We start from the raw sequence: 24,777 nt of genomic DNA, 5'->3' as shown, positions 1-24,777 counted from the left end.
CCTTCGGCGGCAGAATTGCTCAATTATTCAGCGATCATTGGCGCTACGCAAAGATACAGGGCAGATTGACTGACATGTCGGCATGTCGAATTGTTCTGCGGATCAATTTGTTGGACAGGTCCCGCAAGCGCTATGGACTGCCAAATGTGTCAATCTCTCAGTACCCGCTTATTGAATGCAGCCCCTGTTCAGACAAACCTGTTTACATAGTTCTCCAGGATTTCCTGATGTCCCGATTGCGGCCTCGGATAAATGTTCTCACGCAAAACGCGCGCAGCAATCTCTTCCAGACCGCTATCCAGCATCGTCGCCGCTGAAGGCGTGTTCCAGCCCGAGTAACGCTTCGACAGCTCAGCTTCCAAACCGCCATCTTCAATCATGGCGGCAGCGGCCTTCAAACCCCGGGCGCAGATATCCATTCCCCCGACATGGGCAGCCACCAGATCTTTTGCATCAATGGACTGGCGTCGGATTTTTGCGTCGAAATTTGTGCCTCCGGTGGTAAAGCCGCCGGCCTTCAATATGTAATAATAAGCCAAGGCTACTTCCGGCGTGTTATTTGGGAACTGGTCAGTGTCCCAACCCGACTGGTAGTCGTTGCGGTTCATATCGATCGAGCCCAGCATTCCCTCGGCTGCGGCCACTGCAATTTCATGCTCAAAGCTGTGCCCTGCAAGGATCGCATGCCCCTGCTCGAGATTTAGTTTCACCTCGTTCTCCAGACCGTATTTCCTGAGGAACCCGATACAGGTTGCCGCGTCATAGTCGTATTGGTGTTTGGACGGCTCCTGTGGTTTGGGTTCTACCAGAATGGTGCCCTTGAACCCGATCTTGTGTTTATACTCCACGACCATATTCAGAAACCGACCCATGTGGTCCAGTTCGGTTTTCATATCCGTGTTCAGCAGGGTCTCGTACCCTTCGCGCCCGCCCCAAAGTACATAGTTTTCACCACCGAGTTTGTGGGTCGCGTCCAGGCAGGATTTCACCGTTGCCGCCGCAAAGGCAAAAACGTCGGGGTCAGGATTGGTGCTGGCGCCGGCCATCCAGCGGCGATGGCTGAACATATTGGCCGTGCCCCAAAGCAGTTTCGTCCCGGACACCTGCATCTTTTCGCCAATGTAATCCGTGATTTCTTCCAGAGTTCTCAGGTTGTCGGCAAAATTTCCCTGTTCGGGCCGGATGTCGGCGTCGTGCCAGCAGAAGTAGGGCTGGCCAAGAACTTCGAACATTTCGAAAGCAATATCTGCCTTCAAACGAGCCCGCCCCATATCATCCTGAGGATGCCACGGGCGTTCAAAGGTAGGACCACCGAAGGGGTCTCCGCCCTCCCACGCGAATGAGTGCCACCAGGCGACTGCAAACCGCAGATGATCTTCCATGCGTTTGCCCATGACCATCTCGTCCGGATCATAGTGCCGGAAGGCCAGCGGGTTTGTGCTGTCCACGCCTTCAAACCGGATCCGCTCGATCCCTTCAAAAAATCCGCTTGGCATTTCTGCCCCCTACTCTGCTTTTTGTTCTGGCTTCTTGCCGAGAATGATCATCGACAGAAGGTCATCATCGGTGACTTCTGCGATATCGACCGTTCCAACCAATTTCCCATTCTTCATGACCGAAGCGCGATCACACAGCTCCATAACGGCATGAACATCGTGATCGATCAGGAAGATACCGATACCTTGCGCCTTTAGCTGGTGGATCAGATCCGCAACCATCTGCGTTTCATGCGGCCCAAGAGCCGCTGTTGGCTCGTCCATAATCAGAATACGTGCGTTGAAGTAGACGGCCCGGGCAATTGCCACGGATTGTCTTTGCCCCCCCGACAACGCGGAAACCGGGTCATTGAACTTCTGAAAATTGGGGTTCAGCTGCGCCATGATCTTGCGGCACTCGGCCTCCATGGCTGCATCGTTGACCAACCCGAAAGGCGTCGTCATCTCGCGCCCCAGGAAAAGGTTCGACGTTGCATCCAGATTGTCGGCCAAGGCGAGCGTTTGGTAGATCGTTTCGATGTTGTTCGCGCGGGCATCACGGGGGTTTCCGATCTCGACACGTTTGCCGTCGATCAAAATTTCGCCCTGATCCATTTGATAGGCACCGGACAGAACCTTGATCAACGTGGATTTCCCGGCCCCGTTATGTCCGAGCAAACCAACCACCTCACCGGGGTAGAGATCGACTGACACATGGTCGACGGCCTTGATCCCGCCGAAGGAGATCGAGATATCGCGCATCTCGACCAATGGGGGCGCGCCAGATCCGCGGCCAGCATTGGTTGGTGTTTTCTGCGTGTCCTGAGCTTGCATCACTTTGCCCCCAGTCGCTTGCGATAGACGATGTCGATATAGACGGCCAGTACAAGAACGCTACCGACCACGATGTTCTGAAACGGTGCATCGACGCCAACCATGGCCATGCCAGATTGCAGCGCTTGCATGATCAATGCGCCAAGGATCGCGCCGTATATGGTGCCGATGCCGCCAGACAACGCGGTTCCACCGATGACGGCAGCGGCAATGACCCTCAGTTCATCCAGCGTGCCAATGTCGTTCGAATGGTTTGCAAGGCGGGCCGAGGCGACCACGGCCGAAACAGCGCACAGAAAGCCCATCAGTGCAAAAATCTTCACGGTCAGCAGACGTGTATTGATGCCCGAAAGTTCTGCCGCATCCGGGTTGCCACCAGTGGCAAAGATGTAGCGCCCGAACCGGGTTTTTCGCGCCACGACCGTAAGTGTCACCGCCACGATGATCAGGATGAGGACAGAAATCGGTATGCCGTACCCGACGACCAGCCCTTCGGGCATCGTCTCTCCGCGCGCCTCGAACATCCGCTGCAATCGGCGCGTCGGAATGGCGTAGCTGTTGACGATGTAGACGTAGCCAAGGATGGCAATTGCGATTATCCCGGCCAGGGTGGCCTCGGCCCAAACAGGCTTAACGGGGAAGCCATGCGCGGCTTTTGCGCGACGGCCGCTCCACAAGGCCCAGATGGCGATCCCGGTGGCAAACAAGCCAAACAGCCAGCTTGTCGTTGCCCCCAAGGTTCCGTTGGTTCCGCCAAACATCAGGAACTTACTGTCCAGAGGACCAATGGTCTGGCCGCTGGTCAAATACCATGCCACGTTCCTCCAGACCAGAAACCCGCCTAGAGTGACGATGAAGGCCGGTATCGTCAGGTACCCGACCATCCAGCCGTGAAAAGCACCGATCAATGTGCCGACAAACAACCCCACGACTATGGTAATCGCCCAGGTTGCCGGGTTGTTCAAACCCATCCCGAGGACCTGTGGCAAAAGTTCGGTTTGCGTCATTGCCATCACGGCCGAAGTCGTTGCCAGCAACGCGCCGACCGACAGATCAATGTGACGCGTGACGATTATGAACACCATCCCGCAGGCCATGATTGCCACCGAAACCGTCTGAATTGACAGGTTGAACAGGTTGCGAGGTGTCAGGAACCGCCCATCGGTGACGATGTTGAACCCGATGCACAGGATGACAAACGCGCCGATCATTCCCAAAAGCCGCATATCCAGTTCCAATTGCTGGAACAGGCTGGGTTTCGCTTTTTCAGGTACCGGCTGAGACGAAGTTTCGGTCATTTCCGATCTTTCATAGTCAGCAATAGTCCCCGGCCCCCAAAAAGGGCCAGGGACTTTAGGTTTTAGTTACAGGGGGCCGGGCCGTTTTCGACGCCCTGGCACAAGTCTTCCAGCGGAATCCATCCGGCATCCACCACAACAGTCAGGTTGTCTTTGGTGATCGGTACCGGCGCCAGGAAGACCGAGTTCATCGCAGTGCCACCTGGCGAAGTCCAGCTGACCGCGCCTTCAACATCTGCAGGACTTGTGCCACCGCTCAGCGCCAATGCGATTTCACCAGCCGCTTTGCCCAATTCACGGGCATCTTTCCAAACCGAAACGGTTTGAGTGCCCAGTGCAACCCGGTTCAGCGCTGCGTGGTCGCCATCCTGACCCGACACCGGAATGCCTTCCATGCCCTGTGCCGTCAGGGCCGCAACAACACCGCCTGCAGTTCCGTCATTCGAAGCGACAACCGCGTCCACCTTGTTTTCATTTGCGGTCAAAATCTGCTCCATGTTCCGCTGTGCGTTCGCGGGAAGCCAGCCATCCGTATAGGCCTCGCCGACAATTACGATGTCACCACTGTCGACGGCTGCTCCGATGATTTCTTGTTGGCCGCCCCGCAGGAAGTCAGCGTTCGGATCGGTCGGCGAACCTTTGATCATGACGTAGTTGCCCTTGGGCATGGCCGCAAAAACGGCCCGGGCCTGCATTCTGCCAACCTCGACGTTGTCAAAGGTCAGGTAAAACGCACGGTCGTCCTCGATAAGGCGGTCATAAGCAATGACCGGGATGCCTTCGTCAGCCGCCGCCTGAACCGCCGGTCCGATAGCCTGTGCGTCCTGCGCCAGAATGATAAGGGCGTCCACACCCTGGGCGATCAGGCTTTCGATGTCCGAAAGCTGCTTTGCGGAAGACGATTGCGCATCTGCCGAAATGTATTCGGCGCCCCCTGCTTCCAGCGCCGATTTGATGGCCGCTTCGTCCGTCTTCCAGCGTTCTTCCTGAAAGTTGGACCAGCTTACACCGACCACCGGCTCTGCGAATGCAACCGTGGCCAGCATAGTGGCCGCAGCCGAAAAGCTGAGAATTCGTTTCATGATTTCCTCCCATATGCCGAGCCATCGCTTCTCGATTCGCGGCTTCACAATTTTGAATAGCATATTTATTTCAGCCGGTAAAATATTTACTCTATTAGACGAACTGAAATTCAAATAAGTTGAGCCAACGGTGAGATTCGCGAGGACAAGATGCTGAAAAGCAAAGCCTCTCCGGTTTCTTTGGAACAAAGAAATGCAACCCGGCTACGGGTGTTGGAGCACATCAGAACAAAAGGATCCGTCTCGCGGATCGATATCGCTTCGGCCTTGCAAACCAGCCCTGCTACGGTAACGGCGGCGACGGCAGATCTCATCTCGGCCGGATTGATCAAAGAAACCCAAAGCGAAGCGCAGCTGAAATCCGGGAAAAGAGGCAGACCAAGGGTTTTGCTGCAATTGGACGGTCAGTCTTACCTTGTGGCAGGGCTCAAGGTCGCGCGTCAGGTGATCTCGGTCATTCTGGTCGACTTCCAAGGCAATGAGGTGGCTTCACACAAGTATGCGCTGGAATCCGCCAGAATGTCGTCGACGGATTTTGTGCTGGCGATCCGCGAGGCACTCGAGGAGACCTGCGGAAAGATTGATGCCTCTGTCGGCGACCTTGCTGGCGTCTCAATCGGGGTGGCTGGTCTTGTTGATGCCAGAGGAAACTTCGTGCACTGGTCATCTTCGATTGCCGAAAGAAACATCGATTTCAATCGCCTGCTGTCCAAAGAACTGTCCTGCCCTGCTTTCGTGGATAACGACGCGAACCTTGTTGCAAAGGCTGAACAGTTGTTCGGACTTGGTAAGGGGCTGAGCAACTTCCTTGTTGTCACGATCGAACATGGGGTCGGTCTGGGTATTGTTCTGGACGGAAAGCTATATCGAGGAGAGCGCGGCTGCGGAGCTGAGTTTGGGCACACCAAGGTACAGCTTGACGGCGCATTGTGCCAATGCGGTCAACGCGGATGTCTGGAAGCCTATGTCGGAGATTATGCACTGATCCGTGAAATGACGGTCACAGGCCATTCCAATGAAATGAAGGCTGTTTCCGACATTCATGATCTGGCCGACTCTGGAGATGAAAGAGCGTCTTCCGTGTTGGCCCGTGCTGGTCAGATGTTTGGACTTGGGGTTTCCAATCTGATCAACCTTTTTGACCCAGAATGCATTATCGTCTCGGGCACGCAAAAAAGCTTTGAGCATCTGTGTTCAAGCGAGGTTATGACCCGCATCCGAAGCGGCGTCGTTAAAGTCGATGCGCCCTTGCCGGATATCAAAGTTCACCATTGGGGCGATTTGATGTGGGCCAAAGGCGCCGCAGCATACGGGATCGAACAGATTTCGATCCTAAAGGTCAAGGAACTCTCGGCGAATGCGTCCTGAGTTTGCTGCCCTTGTGGTTCTTGTCACCACAGCAAATGCCGGGCCGAACGCCCCCGAGTTCGTTGGCATCGAGGTGCCTGAACATATTTACGATGGCGGCTGGGAGCATTTTGTCGGCGGCGGTGTCGCCGTGTTCGATTGCAACGGAGATTCTTTACCCGAACTGTTCGTGGCCGGCGGATCGAACCGGTCGCAACTGTTCCACAACACCTCGCAGGGCACGATTTCTTTTAAGGTCGAGACGCCCGATGAATTGTCTCTGACCGGCGTAACCGGCGCGTATCCGCTGGATATCGACAGCGACGGTTTGATGGATCTGGCGGTTTTGCGTGTTGGTCCGGACCTTCTTCTCAAAGGCCGCCCAAATTGTCGGTTCGGCCCTTTTGATAACCTTGGCTTCTTGTCGGAAGACCACTGGACCACAGGTTTTTCAGCCACTTGGGAAGATGGGCAGTCCTTGCCGACGCTGGCATTCGGGGCTTATGTTGATCGGTTCGATCCCGACGGCCCTTTTGAAACTTGCGGACCTACCCTCCTCTACCGCCCCCATGGCAACGGCTACCAGCAGCCGCTGCACCTTGAACCCGGCCACTGTTCGCTTTCAATTTTGTTTTCAGACTGGGCCCGGACCGGACGCGCGGACCTTCGCGTCAGCAATGACCGCCATTACTACGTCCGCGGTGGACAAGAGCAATTGTGGGCCATGGAAGCCGAACCGCGATTGTATGATCTGGATGAAGGCTGGTTACCCTATTCGATCTGGGGAATGGGGATCGCTTCAAGGGATCTGACCGGCGACGGCTTTCCCGAGGTTTATCTGACGTCCATGGGCGATCAGAAGCTTCAGGTTTTTGACTCAAGCGCCGACGGCCCGACATGGCGCGATTCGACCTACGAAAAGGGAACAACAGCCCACAGACCGCATAGTGGCGGTGACGGAAGACCGTCGACCGGCTGGCACGCTCAATTTGGCGACGTCAACAACGATGGTAAGGACGACATCTTCGTTGCGAAAGGCAATGTCGAGCAAATGCCCGACGCCGCCCTGAACGATCCCAACAACCTGCTCATGCAAACCCCGGAAGGTCAGTTCGTCGAAGCCTCAGTCGATGCCAGGGTGGCGTCGATGGCAAAGTCTCGCGGTGCGGCCCTGGCAGATCTGAACAACGATGGAAGGTTGGATCTGGTGGTCGTGAACCGTGGTTCGGCACTCGAAGTCAGCCAGAACATCTCGCAGGGTGGCAATTGGCTGTTGATTGATCTTACTCAGGATCAATCTAATCGAGCAGCCGTAGGAGGTTTATTAGAACTCAGAACCTCGAAAGGTGTTCAGACCCGCGAAATAACAGTTGGCGGCGGTCATGCCGGGGGCATAGCCGGGTTCCATCATTTTGGCCTGGGGAATGAGGACCGCGTGCAGGTTCGTGTGATCTGGCCGGATGGAAAGAAAAGCGAGTGGCTGGAACCCCCCGCCAACCAGATCTTCCGAATTCGGCGTTAGTTACTTGTCAATGGGCAGGCCGCTGGGGACCTGATCGGGCACACCGAGCCGCTCCGCCGGATGTTCAAGGCTTGCCAGAAAGCTCAGCAGCGCCTCAATCTCTTGATCTGTCAGGGTGATTTTAGACAAGCCGTTACTTTCGGCAATCGCATCCACATTTTGCTGGTCCAGCATTGGATTTTGATCTTCGGAACCCGGGAAGTCTGGCAACCAGGCCATTTCAATCGAGTAGTTTTTCAAGGACGTCACCGGATCCAGATGGTGGCGCACCATGTCCTCAAGACGGGCAAAAGCTCCGTTATGTCCATACGGAGCAGTCAGCGTCACGTTACGCAGTGAGGGCGTTCGAAAAGCGAATGTATCCTCCGCGCGACCAGTCACGCGGAGACGCCCGTCGTCCCGCGTGTGGCTCTCAAACCGCGCCGCTTTTCCGGGGCCGATTTGCGGCATCGCGATTGAATGAAACTGGTGATCCGTCTGGAACCAGCCCGAATGGCAACTGCTGCACTCAGCCTTGCCGTAGAACAGGCTCATGCCGAATGTGGCCTTTTCCGACAACTCACCTTCACCTCTCATCGCGCGGTCGAACGGGCTGTTATCCGCGCGCCACTCAAATGCGATGAAATCCGCGATTGCGTTGGCAATATCCGTGAATGTGATCTCTTTGCCCGGCGTGATCTCATCGAACCTTTGCCGGTACTCCGGAACAGCCGCGACACGGGCTGCAATCAGATCCCATGCGCCGCCTGGTTGTGTCAAAAACCCAAGTCGCACCGCTTTGCTGACGTCATTCTCGGAATAATGACCTGCCATTTCGTCCGCCGACAAAACCGGGAACATGGCTTGTGCCGCCAGTGCCGACTGGAACCCGGGCCTCATATGCGTTCCCAGCGGCGTCCTGATGCCATTGACTTGGCTTGGGTCCGTCTCAAGCCGCCCGTCATGAAAGAACGTCGTGAATTCAATGGCTCCGAGGTTCCAAAGACCTGGCGAGTTTCTGGGAATTCGTTGTTCGGGCGTGTTCAGGGGATCCAGCGTGCGATCCGTACCCAGCCCTATTCCCCCTTCCCCGATGCCAAGGGAAAGACCATCTGACGTACCCAGCCTGGGATGATGACAGGTCGCGCAACTGATGTTCTTGTTGCCCGACAAGATCGGGTCGTAGAAAAGAAACCGTCCCAACTCGACGCTGTCGAAACCAGGCTCAAGGAACTCCGGCCTCGGCCCAAGCTCTTGAGCACTTATGCCACCGGTGCCCCACATGGACAGGCTAAAAACTGTGATTAGCGACTTAGCCCTCATGCCAACCCTCGGAGATCTCTAAGGCAAGCACCTGACGGTACGGGTTCTCAGGCGTACAGATAATCGACGGAAACGACGGGATATTTGGGGCGTTGGGGTATCCCGATGGCTCAATACAAAGACCGGACGAACCACGAAACGGTTTTGCCATCTTCGCCCCTGAATACACCTGCGCCCCAGGCTGGTCAGAATAGACTGTCAAAGCAAGACCAGAAGGTGACGCAAATACCGCTACCGGAGCCTTTGGATCACGGTTTTGGTCGAAGCAAAAGTAGTGATCGATCCCTGCAGAAATACTTCCGATCGATTTTGACTCTTCAAAGTCCAACTCGTTTTCCGTGGTCGAACAGACCCGACCGGAAGGAATTCCTTGATGGTCGATTTCCAGATACTGGTTTGAAGCAAGTTTCAACCTGTGCGCGTCGACCCCGTCTGAGCTTCCCAAGGTGTAGTAGTTGTGTTGCGTCAAGCTAATGGGCGTGGGCCGGTCCGGATTGGCTGTGAACGAATAAATCAATCGCGGAAACTGCAGCGAGATCCGGACTTCGAACCTGACCTCCCCCGGAAAACCGCTTTCCCCGTCGCGCGAAAGATAGCTCAGCGCGACCTCGTTCAGTGCAATCTGCTTGAGATACCAGAATTGCGTGGAAAGGCACTCCACTCCACCATGAAGGGTGTTTTCACCTTCATTGGCGCTCAGTTCAAAACCAGTGCCTTCCAGATCAAAGCGCGCACCGCCAATCCGGTTCGCGACGCGCCCAACAATTGCGCCCGTATAACTTGTATCCGCGAAGTACGCGGACAGGTCATTGAACCCCAGAATGAGCGGCCTGTCCTTGTACAACCACTCTTGCGTGATTGCGCCGTAATTCAGGACCGAGGCACGCATTTCCCCATCCGTCAACACAGCTGATTCGACCCGAGAGAGCTTTTCCGTGTCCGGTGTCATCTTGCCGCCAACGGCGCGAGCGCCTTGTAGTATTGCCGGTATCGCCCGTATTCGCTTTCATAAAGGTCGATCAGGTCACTACGCGGCTCTATAGTTTCCTCGATCTCCGGCGGCGTCATGACATCTGCCGGATTTGTGTTGTTGGCAGCACAGATGGCAAGGCGCGCGGCGCCCATGGCCGCTCCGAATTCGCTGCCTTTGGGCACGTCCAGCGGCACCTGCAAAACGGTGGCGAGTGTTTCCAACCAAAACCTCGACCGCGCGCCCCCTCCTACGGCCATCAGGCTGTTTGGTTCTGTCCCTGTACTTTTCAGGGCTTCCAGGCAATCTCTCATCGCAAATGCAACACCCTCCATCACCGCCCGGGTAAGATCGACAGGTTCGGTTGCCACGTCCACGCACAGAAATGCGCCCCGGATCTTGCTGTCGTTGTGCGGGGTTCGTTCGCCGGACAGGTAGGGAAGGAACGTAACCGACGAGGGACCAGTCACCCCTTCAGGCAACGCCGCAACCAGTTCTTCCACTGGTGTGCCGAGGTTCCTTGACAGCCAGTTCATGCTGTTTGTGGCCGACAGGATAACCCCCATTTGTATCCACTTGTCCGGGATAGCATGGCAAAAGCAGTGCACAGCAGTTTCAGGTGCGGGCGCATAGGTATCCCTGGCAACAAGCAAAACGCCGGAGGTTCCCAGTGAGACAAAGCCTGCCACATCCCGAATGCTGCCAATACCACAAGCAGCTGCGGCGTTGTCCCCTGCTCCTCCGGCTACGACAACACGATCGGAAAGCGCCCACTCCTGCCGCAACTCGGCTTTCAACTCTCCACCGGGCTCACTGCCTTCAACCAATCGAGGCATTTGGTCCATGCGCATGTGGCCAGCGGCCAGCGCGGTTTCGGACCATTGCCGAGCGCCAACATCCAACCAGGAGGTCCCCGCACTGTCTGACACGTCCGAGACATATTCGCCCGTCAGCCAGAATCGCAAATAGTCTTTTGGCAGCAGAACTTTAGCGGTCTTTGCGAATACCTCCGGCTCATGTGAGCGCACCCATTCCAATTTTGGCGCCGTGAACCCCGGGAACACGATATTCCCTGATATGGCGCGCATCTGCGGTGTCTGATCCAACATCCTCGCTTCATCAGCGGACCGTGTGTCGTTCCAAAGAATACATGGTCGCAAAACATTGCCGGCTTTATCCAGAAGGGTGGCACCGTGCATATGTCCGCTAAGACCGATACCCAGCAGTTTTGCGAAGGCACTTTCGTTGCTGACGCGGATTTGCCTGACAACTTCTTCGCACGCATCGATCCAATCTGATGGGTTCTGTTCGGACCATCCAGGCTTCGGCGTCGAAGTTGAAACACTGACCTCGGCGCTGCTTACGACCAAGCCGTTTTCATCTACCAAAATCCCTCTGAGACCAGATGTTCCCAAATCCAACCCAAGGTACATTCGACGCAAATCCCCGTTTTTATTTTAGTTGATAAAATTAATTGAACCCGAGATCTTGTCAAGGCGCTGATCAAACCACTCCGTGTGGGGCACGACATGAAGTCCCTTCTGTCCCGCAGTTCCGCAAAAGAGGTGGTGCAGCGCCAGCCCGAGCCGAACTCAACGGCCTCCCCCAAGCGTCGCAGCTCCGCAAAATAGGTCAAGCCGTAAGCGACCGCTATTTCGGCCGGATTGTCGGGTGTTTTAGGCGCGCAGTGCTCGCAGTCAGGGTCCGGTCAGAGAGGTCTTCCCGGTCTGCGCCATGGCAATGCTCAGTTCTTCGCTAAGCGCGTCCCACAATTGCTCCAGACCGGATTCACCCGCGGCCGCAATGGCATACTGCAGGATCCTTCCGATAAATACGAAATCCGCCCCGACCGACAATGCCTTGAGAACATCTTCGCCTGACCGGACGCCGCTGTCGTAGAACACGGGAAAGTCTGGCCCAAGATCGGCACGGATCCTTGCAAGCATGTCAATCGGCGCAGGCGCGGAATCCAGCTGCCGCGCGCCATGGCTTGAAACCTGGATGGCATCCACGCCTGCCGACATCAGGCTGCGGGCATCTTCGACGTCCAGCACGCCCTTGACGACAAGTTTTCCAGGCCAAAGCTCGCGCAATTGCACCAAAGTGTCCCATGTGGCACGCGCCCGGCTTTCGGTGCGATCGAAGTCATAGCCTTCCATCTCGAAATTGGCCATCACAGGCTTGCCCTTCAGAAGGGTGTTCAATGACCAGCACGGGTGCAGCGCGAAGTCGATGAACTGGCGCGGGCCAATGCGGAACGGCATCTTGAACCCATGGCGCAATTCGCGCGGGCGACGGCCGACCTCGGGGACATCGACGGTCAGGACAAGGACGTCATACCCGGCCTGTTTCGCACGCTCGGCCAGTTTGAAAGATCCCGTCCCGTCTCCGCTGAAATACAACTGAAACCAGGCATTACCTTCGGCCTCGGTAATGATCTCTTCCATCGGCGTCGAGGCCACGGTCGATACGACATGTGGCACGCTGTAGCGCGCCGCAAGCCTCGCAAGCATCAAATCAGCGCCCGGGGCGGCAAGGTTGCACATCCCCATGGGGGCGATACCGAAGGGCCTGTCTGCCTCGACATCAAAGACCCGAGACGCCATCGACCGTTGACTGACATCGCGCAGGATACGGGGTCGCAAGGTTATGGCGTCCAATGCGGCACGGTTGCGCGCCGCGCCGGTTTCGGCCCCGGCGGAGCCGTCGATATAATCGAACACCATCCACGGCAGACGCCGCCGAGCCAGACGGCGGGCGTCTTCGGCGCTATGGATGGTGCCTGCGGCCATCAGGCCTGTACGGCCTTCATGAAGCGGTCGCGGATGACGACCGGGTCCATCGTGATCGGCGGCATCTTGGCATTTCCGCTTTCGCATTTGCTGACGATGATGGTCATCTGTTTGGCATCCAGTGCCTCTTGCAGCACACGGCCCGTGTCCTGGGCGGCACATTCGATCACCCGCTCGCACCCGGCGGCCTCGGCCATTTTCGTCAGGGATGTTTTCTGCCCGGCATAGGTCGGCTGATCCCCAGTCGACCCGTATGAGCCATTGTCCACGATCAGCAGGATATAGTTGTCGGCCACGTTGTTGGCGATGGTCGGCAAAGTACCAAGATTGGTCAGGATCGAGCCGTCACCATCGATGACGATCACCGGCTTCGGCTGCGACAGGGCAAGCCCCAGACCGATGCTCGAGGCCAGTCCCATGGTGCCCAGCATGTAGAAGTTGGTCGGCTGATCGTCGATGGCGTGCAGTTCCTGGCTGGGGATGCCGATATTGCAGACAACCAGCTGATCACGCAGGATCGGGGCGATTTCCTTCAGGATTTCAGAGCGGATCATTGGTCGCCGTAGCCTCCCCAGAAGTTGGCGTCGGTCAGGATGGCGACCGGCTTGTTGCACATGAAGGTATATTTCAGGATCGCGTCCAGTTCCTCGACATCCGACTGATGGTGGAAATGATATGTCGGGATGTTGAGCTGGGCCAACAGTGCCTTGGTGTGTACAGCCATCTCGACCTGACAGGCAATGGGTTCGCGCAGCTCACCGCGATACGAGATCAGCATGGGTAGTGGCATCCGGTAGTACTGGATCAGGGTGGCCAACGTGTTGATCGTAACGCCGATGGCCGTGTTCTGCATGATAATCGCAGGGCGCTTGCCGCCCATCCATGCCCCGGCGCACAGGCCCATGCCTTCGTCTTCCTTGTTCGAAGGTATGTGATAGATGCTGTCGCGCTGGTCGATTTCTTCGATCACGCCCGCCAATTGCTTGCAAGGGACGGTGGTTACGAACGAAACATCGTTCGCAACCAGGTCGTCTGTTATCTTTTTGTCTATGTCCATATCCGGGATATCAGTCCTGTCTGTGGCGCATAACGCGCGGTTGGATGTGTCAGTATCGGAGTTCAGGCGGTGCGGCAGACATGCACCGCGCACGGAGCATGGCGAACAACACGGGCTGCCGTTGTGCCCAGAAAATAGTCGCTGAGGCCGGGCTTGTGAGAACCAACGACAATGCAGTCCACGCCGTGTTTTTCCGCGTATTCGACGATGCCGCGATACGAACGGCCCTTCACGATCTCGGCTGTTACGTTGTCATGGTCTGACGTTTTCTGGGCCAGCTGGCGGCGGGCCGTTTCAAACCCTTCGCGCACGACGTCTTCGTCCAAATAAGTGCCGACTGAGCCATGCGGCGCTTCGTAGACGTGCAGAGCGATGATCTGCCCACCCGGATTGCATAATGTCGTGGCGGCCCTGAGGGTGGTGCCGGAAACTCCGTGATCCAGGGCCATGGGAACCAGGACTTTGTCATACATGGGTTCTCTCCGTTTTATGGCAGGCGTTCAGGCCCACGGGTCGAGGATAATCTTGGGCGCGGCCACCAAGCCGGACCGCAGGTCATGAAAGGCGGCAGCGCCGTCAGACAACGGGCGCAGTTCGGGCCAGTCGAGCGGGCCCAGGCGACCTTCAAAAATTGCCTGTGCGGTGTCACGGAAATCCTGCGCGGTATAGGTATAAGTGCCGATGAACGTGATTTCCTGCAAGGTCATGCGGCGGATATCCAGACCGCCTGCATCCTCACCCAGACCAACATGCGCAATTACCCCGCCCGGCATTGCAATCGCCGAGGCTCCGGCACGGGTGGCAGCATACCCCACCGCATCCACCACCAGCGGCACCATGCCCTGAAACGCGTCGATTGTCTGTTGGCCGCAGCGCTCTGTCAGAAAGGCACGGCGGGCGGCGTTGGGTTCCTGTATCGTCACATCATCCACACCCATGGCGCGAAACGCCAAGGCAGCCGCCAGCCCGATCGCGCCGCCGCCGATGACAAGCGCGCGGCGTTCCATCTGTGGATTCAGCGCTTCGAGTGCAAGTCGGGCGGCATGCCAGCTTACGGCCAGCGGTTCACTCAGCGCCGCCTTTTCCAGCGGCACGTCATCCGGCACCGTTACCAGATTGCGCTCGGGGATTGCCACGAACTGCGCAAAGGCCCCCTCGCGCGGGGGCATTGAAATGATCTCGCGGCGGGCGCAGAGGTTTTCGCGCCCGGACATACAGGCGGCGCACTCTTCACAGGTGACCAACGGATTGATCGCTACCCGTTGACCATCACGCGGCCCGCCGACGATTACTCCAGCCGCCTCGTGCCCCAATATGAGCGGCGCAGGACGCCGGGCGTCATGACCCAGATAGGCATGCATGTCGGACCCGCAGATGCCCGAGGCATGGATGCGGATCAGGTGTTCGCCTGCCTGGGCCGCAGCCATCGGCACATCGCGAAAGCCAAGCTTCTCAACCCCTTCATAGACAAGCGCTTTCATTTTGCCGTGAACCCTCCGTCAACCATTAGGACTTGCCCGGTGACATAACCCGACGCTTCGGAACACAGAAACAACAGCGGTCCGTCGATATCCTCAAGCCGGCCATTGCGACCGATACAGGTTTGCGCCGCATTGCCCGCAGCGCGCGCCTTGTCGCTGAACACGGCCTGTGTCAGCTCGGTCGGGAAGAACCCGGGCCCGATCGCGTTGGCGGTGATGCCGTGGGGCGACCAGGCTTCAGCCATGGCGCGGGTCATCTGACCGACCCCGCCCTTGCTGGCTCCGTATGCGATGCCACCGGGAAAAGCCCGAAAGGTCTGGAGCGACGCGAAATTGACGATCCGCCCCCACCCCCGTTCCTTCATCGCAGGCACAAATGCCTGGCTGATAAAGAACGGCGCTGAAAGGTTCAAAGCCAGCGTCTGGTCCCAATCCGCAATCGTCACTTCGTCCGCTGGCTGCCGTGTATTGATCCCGGCCGCATGTACCAGAATATCCGGCATTCCGAAGGGGGCCGAAATCGCTTCTGCCAGCGCCTTCAGCCCGCTGCGGTCCGCCACATCCGCCACCACATGGGCAGCGCCAGCCCCGATTTCCGCACACAGACCTTCCAATGCCTCGGCACGCCGTGCGACCGCCACAACCTGCGCTCCGGCGGCAGCGAGCGTCACTGCCGCTTGCCGTCCCAAACCGGAACTGGCACCGGTTACGCAGGCAGTTCGGCCTGTCAGATCGAACAGGGCTCGCGGGTCAGCCATTTGCGGTCAGATCAAAGACTTCGTCCGGGAAGTACTTGGCCAACCGGACGTCGGCGGCACGCGCGTGCCCCTCCATCCCTTCCAGCCGGGCAATCCGCGCGGTGGCCTCGGCCACTGGTTTCGAACCCTCGCGGGTTGCGCGCTGCCAGGTGACGATCTTCATGTATTTGTGAACCGACAGCCCGCCAGTATAGCTTGCCGCGCGCGAAGTCGGCAGCACATGGTTGGTCCCTGCGGCCTTGTCGCCGTAGGAAACTGTAGTCTCTTCACCCAGGAACAATGAGCCGTAGCATGTCAGCCGCTCAAGCCACCAATCCAGATCCGCGGCCTGCACTGTCAGATGCTCGGGCGCGTATTCGTCGGAACAGGCGGCCATTTCTTCTCGATCCGCACAAAGGATCACCTCGGCATAGTCACGCCAGGCCGCTGCGGCGTTCTCGCGGTTCACCTCGGGCAGGTCGTTGATGTAATCCGGTACCAGCCGCATCACGTCTTCCGCCAGGGCGCGGTTGTCGGTAACCAGCCAGACCGGAGAGTTGTAGCCATGCTCTGCCTGGCTCACCAGATCGGTGGCGACGATGTGGGCGTCCGCTGTGCCGTCAGCCAGGATCAGGCTGTCTGTCGGGCCTGCAATCATGTCGATGCCGACGCGGCCAAACAGGATGCGCTTGGCCTCGGCGACAAACTGGTTTCCGGGGCCCACCAGGATGTTTGCCTTGGGCAAGCCAAACAGACCGAATGTCATCGCCGCAACCCCCTGCACACCGCCCATTGCCATGATCTTGTCGGCACCGCAGATGTGAGCGGCATAGATGATGGCTGGGGCCACGCCTACTCCGGGGCGCGGCGGCGAACAGGCGGTGATATGCTTGCACCCTGCCACCTTGGCGGTGGTCACGGTCATGATGGCGCTGGCAATATGGCTGTAGCGCCCGCCCGGCACGTAGCATCCGGCCGCATCCACCGGGATCGCCTTTTGCCCGGTAACGAAACCGGGGGAGATTTCCATTTCCACGTCATGCACGGTGCCTTTTTGCAGCTGGGCAAAGCGGCGAACATTGTCGTGGGAAAACCGAATATCGGCCTTCAGTTTCTCCGGGACCAGTGCACAAGCCGCTTCGATCTCTTCCGGCGTCAGCAGCACGTTGCCCTCGTACTGGTCAAACTTTGCGGCATATTCCAGAGCCTTGGCATCGCCTCCAGTCTCAATGTCGTCGAGGATGCCCTGCACGATCTTATGAGTTTCAGACGCGTCCGACTTGGGAGTCAGGGTGGCCTTTTTCAGATATTCACGGGTCATTTCCAGGGGGTCCTACTTGTAGATATCAGGAAGCAAAGTGGTCGAGATCGGCGGGAAATAGGCGATCAGCAGCACGACGATCAGCATTGTCAGAACAAAGGGAACGGCACGGGCTGCGATTTTCAGGATCGACTCGCCGGTAATGCCGGAGACAACAAAGAGGTTCAGCCCCAGGGGCGGTGTGATGAAGCCAACGCCCAGCGCGGTGATCATCATGATGCAGAACTGGATCTCGTTCATGCCGATGTTGTCGGCCAGGGGTTTCAGGATTGGCGCCAGGATCACGATGTTGGGCGTCGTCTCCATAACGCAGCCCGCTGCGATCAGGATGCAGATCATCAACAGGATCAGCATGGCCGGATCATCGGTCAGCCCGGTTACGGCCGTGACAAAGCCCTGCGGCACGCCCATGATTGCCAGCGCCTCGGCCAGCGGGGCTGAAAATGCGATGATCGGCAGGATCACCCCGTTCACTTTGGCAGAGCTGACAAGCATCGCCGGAAAGTCCGACAGCTTCAGGGTGCCCAGTATGAAACCCATCACGATGGTTACGACCACCGCCGTTGCACCGGCTTCGGTCGGCGTCAGTCGGCCCGAAAAGATGCCGTAGAAAATGATTCCCGGCACGATGAAGGCATACCAGCCGGATTTCAACGATTGACCCAGATTGCCCATCCACTCGCTCAGCCCCATATTGCCGCCGGTCTCATAGGTATAAAGGCGGTTCATGATGATGTTGGTGATCAGGATCGACACCAGGATCGCAAGACCCGGGATAAGCGCCGCCAGAAACAGTGTTGACGCTGAGATGCCCAGCACGAGGCCGATAATGATATACGCGATTGAAGGTGGGATAAGGATGCCGGTACAGGCGCCAGCCGCCACCAGGGCGCAGGCATAGGGTCGGGGGTAACCGCTTTCGACAAGCCGCGCGATTGTCATCCGCCCCACGGCAGCGGCACCCGCCGCGTCCGAGCCCGAGATCGCCGCAAACATCCCGCAGACCAGAACGGTCGCTGATCCGAAACCGCCGCGCGTCCAGCAGGTCAGCGCCTCGGCCACATCCAGAAATTTCTTACTGAGGCCGGTTCGCACAAGCACATCGCCGGTCAGGATGAACAGCGGCACAGCTGTCAGTGCAAATGCGTCGATACCGGTGAACAGGCTTTCACCGATGGCGCTCAGCGGCAGGTCGCCCGACATAATCAGCATGACAATCGCCGCGGTTCCAATGGCGGCCCAGACCGGCACCGCCAAAGCGATCAGGCCCACGAACAGGATCACCGGCAGGTAAAAATCCCATCCAAGCTCAACAGTCTGATTGAGGGAGTTCCAGAGCATTCGAGTTCTCCTCAGTCAAACAGCTTGTCGCCTTCGAAGACGGGCGTGCCGTCGCGAAGGGATTTCAGGTCGCGCAAAAGGGATTGGATCAGCCGCCATATCATCAGCGCAAATCCGGTCGGCACAGCCATTAGGAACCAGACCTTGGAGACCCGCAACCCGTCCGTGACCGAACCGAACTTGGCCGAGACATGAACCGCCTCATACGACCAGTAGAGCGCGATAACGGCCACCACGAACATCACCAAATCGCCGAAGATGTACAAAGCCGCCTTAGGGCGTGGCCCCAGGTAATGCATGATCACGTCGATGCGGATATGGGCGCGTTCCTTGACGGCCGCCGCCGCGCCGATCCAAGCTAGATATATGAAGGAATAGCGGACGATCTCTTCGCCCCAGATCGAGGAAAAGGCGAACACTTCCCGCCGCAACACCTCGATCGCCATGGTGATGACAAGCATCACGTAGAACACCAGTAGCAGCCAGCGCTCGGCGTCTCGGTCGATTTTTTGCAATATGGTCATTTCCGGCCCCGGTCCCTGGCAACATTAGACCTGCCGGTCCGCTTGGACCGCCGCCATCTGGTTGCACGTGGTAAAACGGGCGAGAGAGGTCAGCCCCCTCGCCCGTCGGATCTTATGCGTCGTGGACGTAGTACTTGCCCTGCGTTCCAGCCGCCTCGACCAGTTTTTCGAAATTGTCCATCGAGCCAGCAAGTTCGGTCTTGAACGGATCCCATTCCGAACGCTGGTAGCCACCGGCATCCTTCCACTCGGCCAGTTGATCATCGGACAGCGAATGGAATTGCACGCCTGCCTTGTTCAGTTCCGCCATGGCATAGGCTCGTGCCGACGGTACTTTGGACAGGTTCTGGTGGCTGGTCATTTCCGACCCCCACATGATCCCCTCCTGAACATCGGATGGCAGCGAATTGAACCATTCCAGATTACAGGAATAGACCTGACTGTCCGGCACGGCCTGCGTAAAGGTGACGTTGCTGAGAATGTCCTTGAAGCCAAAGACATACAACGCACCGACCGACGGATCCAGCGCATCGGCCACGCCCTGCTTGATCGCCGATGGCGTCTCGCCCCATGCGACAGGTGTCGGGTTGGCACCGACCATCCGATAGTATTGCTGCAGCATCTTCGAGCCCGGCACGCGGAACTTCACACCGCTCATGTCCGACGGGGTAAGAATGGCGTTTCCGCCCTGACGCACAGCGACAACCCTTGGATCAATCACAACGTAGAACAGGGCCTTGAATCCGGCGGCTTCGACCTTGGGATGCACTTCGTTCTTCCAAGTGTCGGAATGCACCAGATTGGTGAACCGCTGGTTCGAGCCGCACAGATACGGCATGTTGATCAGATCGACGGTCGAGGCAAAAGGCGCAAAGTTCGACAGCGAATGCTGTGCTGCCTGAATTGTGCCGCCCTGCACCTTCTGAACCAGCGCGCCGCCAGCACCCAACTGCCCACCGGGGGCCAGCTTGACGTAGATCTTGCCGTTGGTCGCGTTCTGGATATTTTCCTTCAGATCCAGCTGCATGATCGGATAACTGCGCGATGCGCCCAGTACGTAAGCCGTGGCGACGGTCATCACATGCTCGGCTGCATTCTCGCGTTCTTTCTCTTCTTTGGCGGTTTGCGCTGCGGCCTCCGAAGACCACAATACGCCGCCAGCTCCGGCCACCACCGCCGCTGTGAACGAGCCAGTTGAAGCCAGCTTCAGAAAATTCCGGCGCTCAGCAGATTTGAGGCCATCCTTGCCATTCGTCATTTTCTTCCTCCCATTGAATCCGTCAGCTGCCGTTGTTGTTTTCTTGGTCAGCCTCTCGCTTGAGAATGGCCGCCACGAACAGGATCGAGGCAGCAAACAGAACCAGCATCTCACCGACATCCCCCAGGAATCCGCCACCTCCAAATGCGCCCAGCGCCACATTTGTGAAAAATACGGCAAAGACGACAGCAGCAGCCCAAAGGAACATCGCAAAACCCCGGATTGTTTTCTCAACTCTATTTGTAAGCGCTTACATTAATAATGCAAGCGCTTACATCAACAGATGGCAAGACCGGTTTTTTGTGGTATGACGGTGCCAAAGCAACAGCAGGCTCCGCATGGGAAAAACCCGTTCAGCTCCGACACTTAACGACGTTGCAAAGGCGGCAGGCGTTTCGACCGCCACTGTGTCGCGATGCCTGAATTCGCCGGAACGGGTAATCGAGCAAACCCGGCATCGGGTCATGCAAGCGGTCGAATCGTTGGGCTATACGCCGAATTTTGCAGCCCGCGTTATGGCAGCGAATCGCAGCTTCACCATCGGTGCGATTATTCCCACAATGGACAACGCAATCTTCGCCCGCGGATTGCAGGAGTTTCAGGACCAGCTTCGTGAAAGCGGATATACCCTTCTGGTATCCAGTTCCGCTTACGACCCCGAGGTGGAGAGAGAGCAGATCCGCACGCTTGTCGCCCGCGGTGCGGACGGGTTGCTTCTTATCGGACATGAGCGTGACGCAGACATTTATGAGTATCTGGAGCGCCACCAGGTTCCATCACTTGTTGCCTGGTCCTATGACCCGGACGTCAAGCGGCCGTCCGTCGGTTTCAGCAACAAGGATGCTATGGGGGAACTGGCGCGAACCGTGATTGCGGCAGGACACCGGCGGATCGCCATGATTTCGGGCAAGACAAAAGGAAACGATCGGGCGCAAAACCGCGTCGAAGGTGTCAGGCAGGCTATGTCACAGAGCAGCCTCGACGCCGATGCCTTGACCTTGATCGAAACCACTTACGAAATTGACAAGGGCGCTGAAGCCTTTCGGCAACTGATGGCCCTCACCCCAAGGCCAACAGTGGTCATGTGCGGCAACGATGTTCTGGCCGCAGGTGCACTGTGCGAGGCCCGAAGACTTGGAATACAGGTGCCGGAACAAGTTTCGGTAACGGGTTTCGATGACATAGAATTGGCCGAGATCGTCAGCCCGGCCTTGACGACCGTACATGTTCCCCACCGGGAAATGGGTCGCAAGGCCGCGCGTGAATTGACTGCAATGGTTGAGGGCAAATCGGAAGGCCATTCAATCTGCATCAATACAAGGCTGGTCAGCCGACATTCGCTGGCAGAACCCGACTGCCACACATCGCAATAGACGCGTGGGGTTTGGATCCTCCGTTTTCGCCCCAGTGAAGTCAGACATTTGCGGATAGCCAACTGCCCGACCAAAGCGCACTGTACCCAAAGCACGGTCGGCAACCTTCCCAGCAACGTCAACTTGACCGGCAGTGATGGGCGCAGTCTGTCGCCGCAGTTCGATCTGGGTCTGCATTCAGAGAGCTTTGCCTGCGCCGGCTTTGACGCGTCACCCTAACACCCTAAAATAGATAAGAAATAATCGCTATCATCTTGGTGCCGTATTCTGGAAATCGTGGTCCACCGCCATGCCATCTATACCGCCCGAACTCTGGCGAGTTTCTGGATGGTCGAGAGCAAAGCCTCATGCCGGACCAGTGCAAGGCCTTTAGGGATCAGTGCGGACGCTCGGTCAAAAAGGCCGGCTCGCCGCAATGCGGATGAAGCAGACGTAGAGAGTGAAGCATTGAGTGGCGCCTTTGATGTCGTGCATCAATTGTGTGGATGCGCAGCTTTAGTCCAATCAAATGCCGAGTGCTTGCAGGTCAAACGGCAGAAGGAACTCCTCGTTCTTCGTATTTCGGATCAGGAGTTGGTCTTTCCGGGTCTCAATGGCGTTCACTCCGCTCCCATCACGCCAACGAAACGCACCGACGACATGACTAATCTCAACTTGGCCGTCTGGGTCCAGTTGAATGACTCCACGACCTTTGGGAAAACCGTTTTCATCAGCGCCCAGAACGGTCGACGCAGCCCCCTCCTCGACCCCAAGGCAGGCGAAGTGCCTGCCCGACCACGGAGCATAGTAACGACCTCCGTTGGAATGCCACAACATTGTCATCGGCAAAGCCTGTGCCGATTTGAGTGACAGGAAAACGTCACCCTCCACCGGGCGAATAACCGCAGTCCACCCCAGTTTCACTTCAGGGGGTTCCAGCCCAACGACAAAATCTTCGCTTTTCGAAGACCATGGATAGTGTGACAGGTCCAAGTCGTCTTCCATACCGGGGAAAGACGACAAAGTATCACTTTCAGCCGGGTATTTTAGCGCTGAATGGCCCAATGACGGATCAACTTCCAGCGGGGTCTGAGGTGTTCTCCAACACTGCTTTCGAGAGGTTTGAATGATCCCGCCATTTGGCAAAGATACGTTCGCGTGATTGGCTACCGGCACCAACCCGTCGCCACCAATGAACGTATGACGCTGATAGACAAATGGATGCCCCGGGCGCAGTGTGATCTCTTTCTGCAGCCTTGCCCCATAGACCGTTTTTTCGAGCTCGGCTCGTAAGTAGTTTTCGGTCTTTTTCTTCAATACCCAGCGTGAATTGGGCGGCCATCCATGCAGCGGCGACGCGCCCTCGGTTGCCCCGAAAGGCGCGCAGAAAAAATCACCACCGAGTTTTTCCAGATGAGGCGCAATACCCTCGGGCATGGCTTCGCCCGTTCCGACCCAAGGTGCGCGATGCAGCGGCGAAATCTCGGCGTCGCCGTCATGTACACTGAAGCTCTCGATCAACCCCAACTGCAAATCGAAGGAAAGCCGGATACCCGTTGCGGACAGGTTGATCACAATTGATACCTCACCCAAACCATCATTCCACCAGAACCATCACACGACCATGTTCCACTTTGGTTTCGTGGGTGCGAAGGTCTTCACATGCAGGCGCTCGTAGAGCTTTGCCCGAGCGGTAGTCGAATAGCCCGTTGTGCTTGGGGCACTCGATCTCATAATCCATCACCAGGCCGTCCGATAAGTGCACATGTTCGTGTGTACAGAGACCATCAGTGCAGTAGAACTCATTATCCTGACTACGGAAAATTGCGTATGTACGGCCCTCGTGATCCCAACGAATGACGTCCTCTTCGTCAACATCGTCTACGGCGCAAGCGTCGAACCAAGGCATTACACTCCCTCCCGGTCGCCGCTTACAGTTTCCGTTTTTCGCTCGGGAACAGCCATGTGCAAATGCTCTCGATAAGGTCGCGCCGTCGTTGGAAGTGTTTTTCGAATTGCATAGTTCGGATCAATGCGTTGCTTCATGACGGAGCCCATCATTTCTTTGTAGCCATCCCAAATCGAGGTATTCGGCGGCGGCAGGTCATCCTTGATCAACTCATGAAGCGCTGGAAGTGAGTAATATGGCACCATCGGGAACATATGATGCTCGATGTGGTAATTCATGTTCCAGTAAACCCAACGGCTGATCGGGTTCATGTAGAGCGTTCGGGAATTCAACCGGTGATCAAGAACGTTCTCGGCCAATCCTCCATGCTGAAGCAGCCCCGTCATAACAAAATGCCAGCATCCGTAGACCCGGGGGCCGCCGATCAGGAGTATCGGGATCAGGGACTTCCAAGCTGCCCCAGAGACAAACAATACCAATGAAACCAATAAAACAGCGGCGTAGATTGCGACGTGAACCCGTGCCCAGTATACTGCTTTCGGCCACTGGCTTTCCGGAATGTAGTCCCGCTCTTCCTGCGACAGGTTCCCCATGGCATTTCGCATCAGAACTTTGAGCGAAGTCCAGGTCTCGACAATCCCTACAAATGCAAGCGTCTTAAGGATCAGGTTGATCGGATGCATCCACGTTATCTCGGGATCGCGGCCAACAATAAGTGTATCGGTGTGATGCCGCGCGTGGCTCCAGCGCCAATTGACCGGGTTTCGCATGATCTGGAAGGACGCGATGTGGTACACGACATCGTTCATCCACCGGGTTCGAAACGCTGTTCCGTGACCACATTCGTGCCAACGGCTGTCGCAGGCCGAACCGTACACAACCCCGTAAGCAAACCAGAAAGGCACGCAAAGCCAGCTACCCCAAAAGTAAAGCCCGCCAGCCGCAAATACAAAATGCAAGGCGATCCAGATCACTGTGTCACGCATGGCAGGCGCATCCCGACGCTTCATTAGGGACTTCAGCTTCTTTCGGGGAACCTCGCTATGATACCACTCGGCGGCCGACAGACCGGCCTCTATCGCCTGGCGCGTACTCGTACCAGTCAGGGAATAGTCCTGAACAGCGAAATCCGAGCCAGTGGATGCGGTCGACTTACTCATATCCCCTCTCTTCAT

General features: G+C 57.2%; 24 protein-coding genes. 3 read left to right on the top strand and 21 right to left on the bottom strand.

All coding sequences use genetic code 11. From position 1 onward, the window contains the following. Nucleotides 1-188 precede the first annotated feature (188 nt). The 4 genes from xylA to xylF form a co-directional block, all read right to left on the bottom strand. Entirely contained in the window at nucleotides 189-1,496 is a 1,308-nt protein-coding gene (gene xylA / locus ACR0FE_RS11325) for a xylose isomerase (protein WP_170816020.1), read from the bottom strand. A gap of 9 nt (nucleotides 1,497-1,505) precedes the next feature. Continuing rightward, nucleotides 1,506-2,309 (bottom strand): ATP-binding cassette domain-containing protein, encoded by an 804-nt coding sequence (locus ACR0FE_RS11320; protein ID WP_480525431.1) that lies wholly within the window; start codon nucleotides 2,307-2,309, stop codon nucleotides 1,506-1,508. Then, nucleotides 2,309-3,607: a sugar ABC transporter permease gene (locus ACR0FE_RS11315; RefSeq protein ID WP_170614606.1), complete on the bottom strand. Its 1,299-nt coding sequence runs from the start codon at nucleotides 3,605-3,607 to the stop codon at nucleotides 2,309-2,311. The genes ACR0FE_RS11320 and ACR0FE_RS11315 overlap by 1 nt, the downstream gene beginning before the upstream one ends. A gap of 62 nt (nucleotides 3,608-3,669) precedes the next feature. Further along, nucleotides 3,670-4,653 carry a D-xylose ABC transporter substrate-binding protein gene (xylF, locus tag ACR0FE_RS11310; protein ID WP_480441309.1) on the bottom strand — a complete coding sequence of 328 codons (984 nt, stop codon included), beginning with the start codon at nucleotides 4,651-4,653 and terminating at the stop codon, nucleotides 3,670-3,672. A gap of 186 nt (nucleotides 4,654-4,839) precedes the next feature. Between xylF and ACR0FE_RS11305 the strand changes: the two genes are divergently transcribed. Together ACR0FE_RS11305 and ACR0FE_RS11300 are read left to right on the top strand one after the other, a co-directional pair. Next, entirely contained in the window at nucleotides 4,840-6,057 is a 1,218-nt protein-coding gene (locus ACR0FE_RS11305) for an ROK family transcriptional regulator (protein ID WP_170614604.1), read from the top strand. Continuing rightward, nucleotides 6,047-7,558, top strand: a complete 1,512-nt coding sequence (locus ACR0FE_RS11300; protein WP_480912807.1) for a CRTAC1 family protein — start codon at nucleotides 6,047-6,049, stop codon at nucleotides 7,556-7,558. The genes ACR0FE_RS11305 and ACR0FE_RS11300 overlap by 11 nt, the downstream gene beginning before the upstream one ends. Here ACR0FE_RS11300 and ACR0FE_RS11295 read toward each other — a convergent pair whose 3' ends face one another. From ACR0FE_RS11295 to ACR0FE_RS11230, 14 genes are all read right to left on the bottom strand, one after another. Continuing rightward, nucleotides 7,559-8,860: a cytochrome-c peroxidase gene (locus tag ACR0FE_RS11295; RefSeq protein WP_480912806.1), complete on the bottom strand. Its 1,302-nt coding sequence runs from the start codon at nucleotides 8,858-8,860 to the stop codon at nucleotides 7,559-7,561. Further along, nucleotides 8,850-9,809 (bottom strand): aldose epimerase family protein, encoded by a 960-nt coding sequence (locus ACR0FE_RS11290; protein WP_480912805.1) that lies wholly within the window; start codon nucleotides 9,807-9,809, stop codon nucleotides 8,850-8,852. Before ACR0FE_RS11290 ends, ACR0FE_RS11295 begins: the two co-directional genes overlap by 11 nt. After that, nucleotides 9,806-11,263 carry a xylulokinase gene (xylB, locus tag ACR0FE_RS11285; RefSeq protein ID WP_480912804.1) on the bottom strand — a complete coding sequence of 486 codons (1,458 nt, stop codon included), beginning with the start codon at nucleotides 11,261-11,263 and terminating at the stop codon, nucleotides 9,806-9,808. Before xylB ends, ACR0FE_RS11290 begins: the two co-directional genes overlap by 4 nt. Before the next feature lie 264 nt (nucleotides 11,264-11,527). After that, nucleotides 11,528-12,622: an alpha-hydroxy acid oxidase gene (locus tag ACR0FE_RS11280; protein WP_480912803.1), complete on the bottom strand. Its 1,095-nt coding sequence runs from the start codon at nucleotides 12,620-12,622 to the stop codon at nucleotides 11,528-11,530. Then, complete coding sequence (gene comE, locus ACR0FE_RS11275) at nucleotides 12,622-13,176, bottom strand: sulfopyruvate decarboxylase subunit beta (RefSeq protein WP_170680415.1); 555 nt, start codon at nucleotides 13,174-13,176, stop codon at nucleotides 12,622-12,624. Before comE ends, ACR0FE_RS11280 begins: the two co-directional genes overlap by 1 nt. Next, complete coding sequence (gene comD / locus ACR0FE_RS11270) at nucleotides 13,173-13,679, bottom strand: sulfopyruvate decarboxylase subunit alpha (RefSeq protein WP_480912802.1); 507 nt, start codon at nucleotides 13,677-13,679, stop codon at nucleotides 13,173-13,175. The genes comE and comD overlap by 4 nt, the downstream gene beginning before the upstream one ends. A 62-nt stretch (nucleotides 13,680-13,741) precedes the next feature. After that, nucleotides 13,742-14,152, bottom strand: coding sequence for a universal stress protein (locus ACR0FE_RS11265; protein WP_170806438.1), 411 nt, complete (start codon nucleotides 14,150-14,152; stop codon nucleotides 13,742-13,744). 27 nt (nucleotides 14,153-14,179) lie between these two features. Then, a complete protein-coding gene (locus ACR0FE_RS11260) occupies nucleotides 14,180-15,160 on the bottom strand; it encodes an alcohol dehydrogenase catalytic domain-containing protein (RefSeq protein ID WP_480904976.1) in 981 nt (326 codons plus the stop codon). Continuing rightward, a complete protein-coding gene (locus ACR0FE_RS11255) occupies nucleotides 15,157-15,918 on the bottom strand; it encodes an SDR family NAD(P)-dependent oxidoreductase (protein WP_480525415.1) in 762 nt (253 codons plus the stop codon). Before ACR0FE_RS11255 ends, ACR0FE_RS11260 begins: the two co-directional genes overlap by 4 nt. Beyond that, nucleotides 15,911-17,218 carry a histidinol dehydrogenase gene (gene hisD / locus ACR0FE_RS11250; protein ID WP_321253872.1) on the bottom strand — a complete coding sequence of 436 codons (1,308 nt, stop codon included), beginning with the start codon at nucleotides 17,216-17,218 and terminating at the stop codon, nucleotides 15,911-15,913. Before hisD ends, ACR0FE_RS11255 begins: the two co-directional genes overlap by 8 nt. Nucleotides 17,219-17,230: 12 nt before the next feature. Continuing rightward, complete coding sequence (locus ACR0FE_RS11245; protein ID WP_170614592.1) at nucleotides 17,231-18,559, bottom strand: TRAP transporter large permease; 1,329 nt, start codon at nucleotides 18,557-18,559, stop codon at nucleotides 17,231-17,233. A gap of 11 nt (nucleotides 18,560-18,570) precedes the next feature. Next, nucleotides 18,571-19,083, bottom strand: coding sequence for a TRAP transporter small permease (locus ACR0FE_RS11240; RefSeq protein WP_170614591.1), 513 nt, complete (start codon nucleotides 19,081-19,083; stop codon nucleotides 18,571-18,573). Between the two features lie 112 nt (nucleotides 19,084-19,195). After that, nucleotides 19,196-20,341 (bottom strand): TRAP transporter substrate-binding protein, encoded by a 1,146-nt coding sequence (locus ACR0FE_RS11235; protein WP_170614590.1) that lies wholly within the window; start codon nucleotides 20,339-20,341, stop codon nucleotides 19,196-19,198. A 22-nt stretch (nucleotides 20,342-20,363) separates the two neighbouring features. Continuing rightward, the gene (locus ACR0FE_RS11230) at nucleotides 20,364-20,549 is read right to left on the bottom strand and encodes a hypothetical protein (protein ID WP_170614589.1); all 186 of its coding nucleotides are present in this window, start codon (nucleotides 20,547-20,549) and stop codon (nucleotides 20,364-20,366) included. A gap of 130 nt (nucleotides 20,550-20,679) precedes the next feature. Here ACR0FE_RS11230 and ACR0FE_RS11225 point away from each other — a divergent pair, with 130 nt between their 5' ends. After that, nucleotides 20,680-21,714, top strand: a complete 1,035-nt coding sequence (locus ACR0FE_RS11225; RefSeq protein WP_480912801.1) for a LacI family DNA-binding transcriptional regulator — start codon at nucleotides 20,680-20,682, stop codon at nucleotides 21,712-21,714. 504 nt (nucleotides 21,715-22,218) lie between these two features. Here the strand turns inward: ACR0FE_RS11225 and ACR0FE_RS11220 are convergent. Genes ACR0FE_RS11220 through ACR0FE_RS11210 form a run of 3 tightly spaced genes read right to left on the bottom strand, consistent with a single transcriptional unit; the run spans nucleotide 22,219 to nucleotide 24,762 of the window. Next, on the bottom strand, nucleotides 22,219-23,286 hold the full coding sequence (locus tag ACR0FE_RS11220; RefSeq protein ID WP_480912800.1) for a hypothetical protein: 1,068 nt from the start codon (nucleotides 23,284-23,286) through the stop codon (nucleotides 22,219-22,221). Between the two features lie 4 nt (nucleotides 23,287-23,290). Continuing rightward, the gene (locus tag ACR0FE_RS11215) at nucleotides 23,291-23,602 is read right to left on the bottom strand and encodes a MocE family 2Fe-2S type ferredoxin (protein WP_480525409.1); all 312 of its coding nucleotides are present in this window, start codon (nucleotides 23,600-23,602) and stop codon (nucleotides 23,291-23,293) included. Continuing rightward, nucleotides 23,602-24,762 carry a fatty acid desaturase family protein gene (locus ACR0FE_RS11210; RefSeq protein WP_480912799.1) on the bottom strand — a complete coding sequence of 387 codons (1,161 nt, stop codon included), beginning with the start codon at nucleotides 24,760-24,762 and terminating at the stop codon, nucleotides 23,602-23,604. The genes ACR0FE_RS11215 and ACR0FE_RS11210 overlap by 1 nt, the downstream gene beginning before the upstream one ends. Between the last annotated feature and the right edge of the window lie 15 nt (nucleotides 24,763-24,777).

The organism is Ruegeria sp. K7 (assembly GCF_056531785.1).
The sequence above is the reverse complement of the archived record's forward strand: the minus strand, read 5'-3'. Positions and strand labels throughout refer to the sequence as shown.

What these genes read in the sequence shown, in the direction of transcription:
- xylA (WP_170816020.1), bottom strand. Translation starts at nt 1,496, where the DNA reads ATGCCAAGCGGATTTTTTGAAGGGATCGAGCGGATCCGGTTTGAAGGC.
- ACR0FE_RS11320 (WP_480525431.1), bottom strand. Translation starts at nt 2,309, where the DNA reads ATGCAAGCTCAGGACACGCAGAAAACACCAACCAATGCTGGCCGCGGA.
- ACR0FE_RS11315 (WP_170614606.1), bottom strand. Translation starts at nt 3,607, where the DNA reads ATGACCGAAACTTCGTCTCAGCCGGTACCTGAAAAAGCGAAACCCAGC.
- xylF (WP_480441309.1), bottom strand. Translation starts at nt 4,653, where the DNA reads ATGCTGGCCACGGTTGCATTCGCAGAGCCGGTGGTCGGTGTAAGCTGG.
- ACR0FE_RS11305 (WP_170614604.1), top strand. Translation starts at nt 4,840, where the DNA reads ATGCTGAAAAGCAAAGCCTCTCCGGTTTCTTTGGAACAAAGAAATGCA.
- ACR0FE_RS11300 (WP_480912807.1), top strand. Translation starts at nt 6,047, where the DNA reads ATGCGTCCTGAGTTTGCTGCCCTTGTGGTTCTTGTCACCACAGCAAAT.
- ACR0FE_RS11295 (WP_480912806.1), bottom strand. Translation starts at nt 8,860, where the DNA reads ATGAGGGCTAAGTCGCTAATCACAGTTTTTAGCCTGTCCATGTGGGGC.
- ACR0FE_RS11290 (WP_480912805.1), bottom strand. Translation starts at nt 9,809, where the DNA reads ATGACACCGGACACGGAAAAGCTCTCTCGGGTCGAATCAGCTGTGTTG.
- xylB (WP_480912804.1), bottom strand. Translation starts at nt 11,263, where the DNA reads ATGTACCTTGGGTTGGATTTGGGAACATCTGGTCTCAGAGGGATTTTG.
- ACR0FE_RS11280 (WP_480912803.1), bottom strand. Translation starts at nt 12,622, where the DNA reads ATGGCCGCAGGCACCATCCATAGCGCCGAAGACGCCCGCCGTCTGGCT.
- comE (WP_170680415.1), bottom strand. Translation starts at nt 13,176, where the DNA reads ATGATCCGCTCTGAAATCCTGAAGGAAATCGCCCCGATCCTGCGTGAT.
- comD (WP_480912802.1), bottom strand. Translation starts at nt 13,679, where the DNA reads ATGGACATAGACAAAAAGATAACAGACGACCTGGTTGCGAACGATGTT.
- ACR0FE_RS11265 (WP_170806438.1), bottom strand. Translation starts at nt 14,152, where the DNA reads ATGTATGACAAAGTCCTGGTTCCCATGGCCCTGGATCACGGAGTTTCC.
- ACR0FE_RS11260 (WP_480904976.1), bottom strand. Translation starts at nt 15,160, where the DNA reads ATGAAAGCGCTTGTCTATGAAGGGGTTGAGAAGCTTGGCTTTCGCGAT.
- ACR0FE_RS11255 (WP_480525415.1), bottom strand. Translation starts at nt 15,918, where the DNA reads ATGGCTGACCCGCGAGCCCTGTTCGATCTGACAGGCCGAACTGCCTGC.
- hisD (WP_321253872.1), bottom strand. Translation starts at nt 17,218, where the DNA reads ATGACCCGTGAATATCTGAAAAAGGCCACCCTGACTCCCAAGTCGGAC.
- ACR0FE_RS11245 (WP_170614592.1), bottom strand. Translation starts at nt 18,559, where the DNA reads ATGCTCTGGAACTCCCTCAATCAGACTGTTGAGCTTGGATGGGATTTT.
- ACR0FE_RS11240 (WP_170614591.1), bottom strand. Translation starts at nt 19,083, where the DNA reads ATGACCATATTGCAAAAAATCGACCGAGACGCCGAGCGCTGGCTGCTA.
- ACR0FE_RS11235 (WP_170614590.1), bottom strand. Translation starts at nt 20,341, where the DNA reads ATGACGAATGGCAAGGATGGCCTCAAATCTGCTGAGCGCCGGAATTTT.
- ACR0FE_RS11230 (WP_170614589.1), bottom strand. Translation starts at nt 20,549, where the DNA reads ATGTTCCTTTGGGCTGCTGCTGTCGTCTTTGCCGTATTTTTCACAAAT.
- ACR0FE_RS11225 (WP_480912801.1), top strand. Translation starts at nt 20,680, where the DNA reads ATGGGAAAAACCCGTTCAGCTCCGACACTTAACGACGTTGCAAAGGCG.
- ACR0FE_RS11215 (WP_480525409.1), bottom strand. Translation starts at nt 23,602, where the DNA reads ATGCCTTGGTTCGACGCTTGCGCCGTAGACGATGTTGACGAAGAGGAC.
- ACR0FE_RS11210 (WP_480912799.1), bottom strand. Translation starts at nt 24,762, where the DNA reads ATGAGTAAGTCGACCGCATCCACTGGCTCGGATTTCGCTGTTCAGGAC.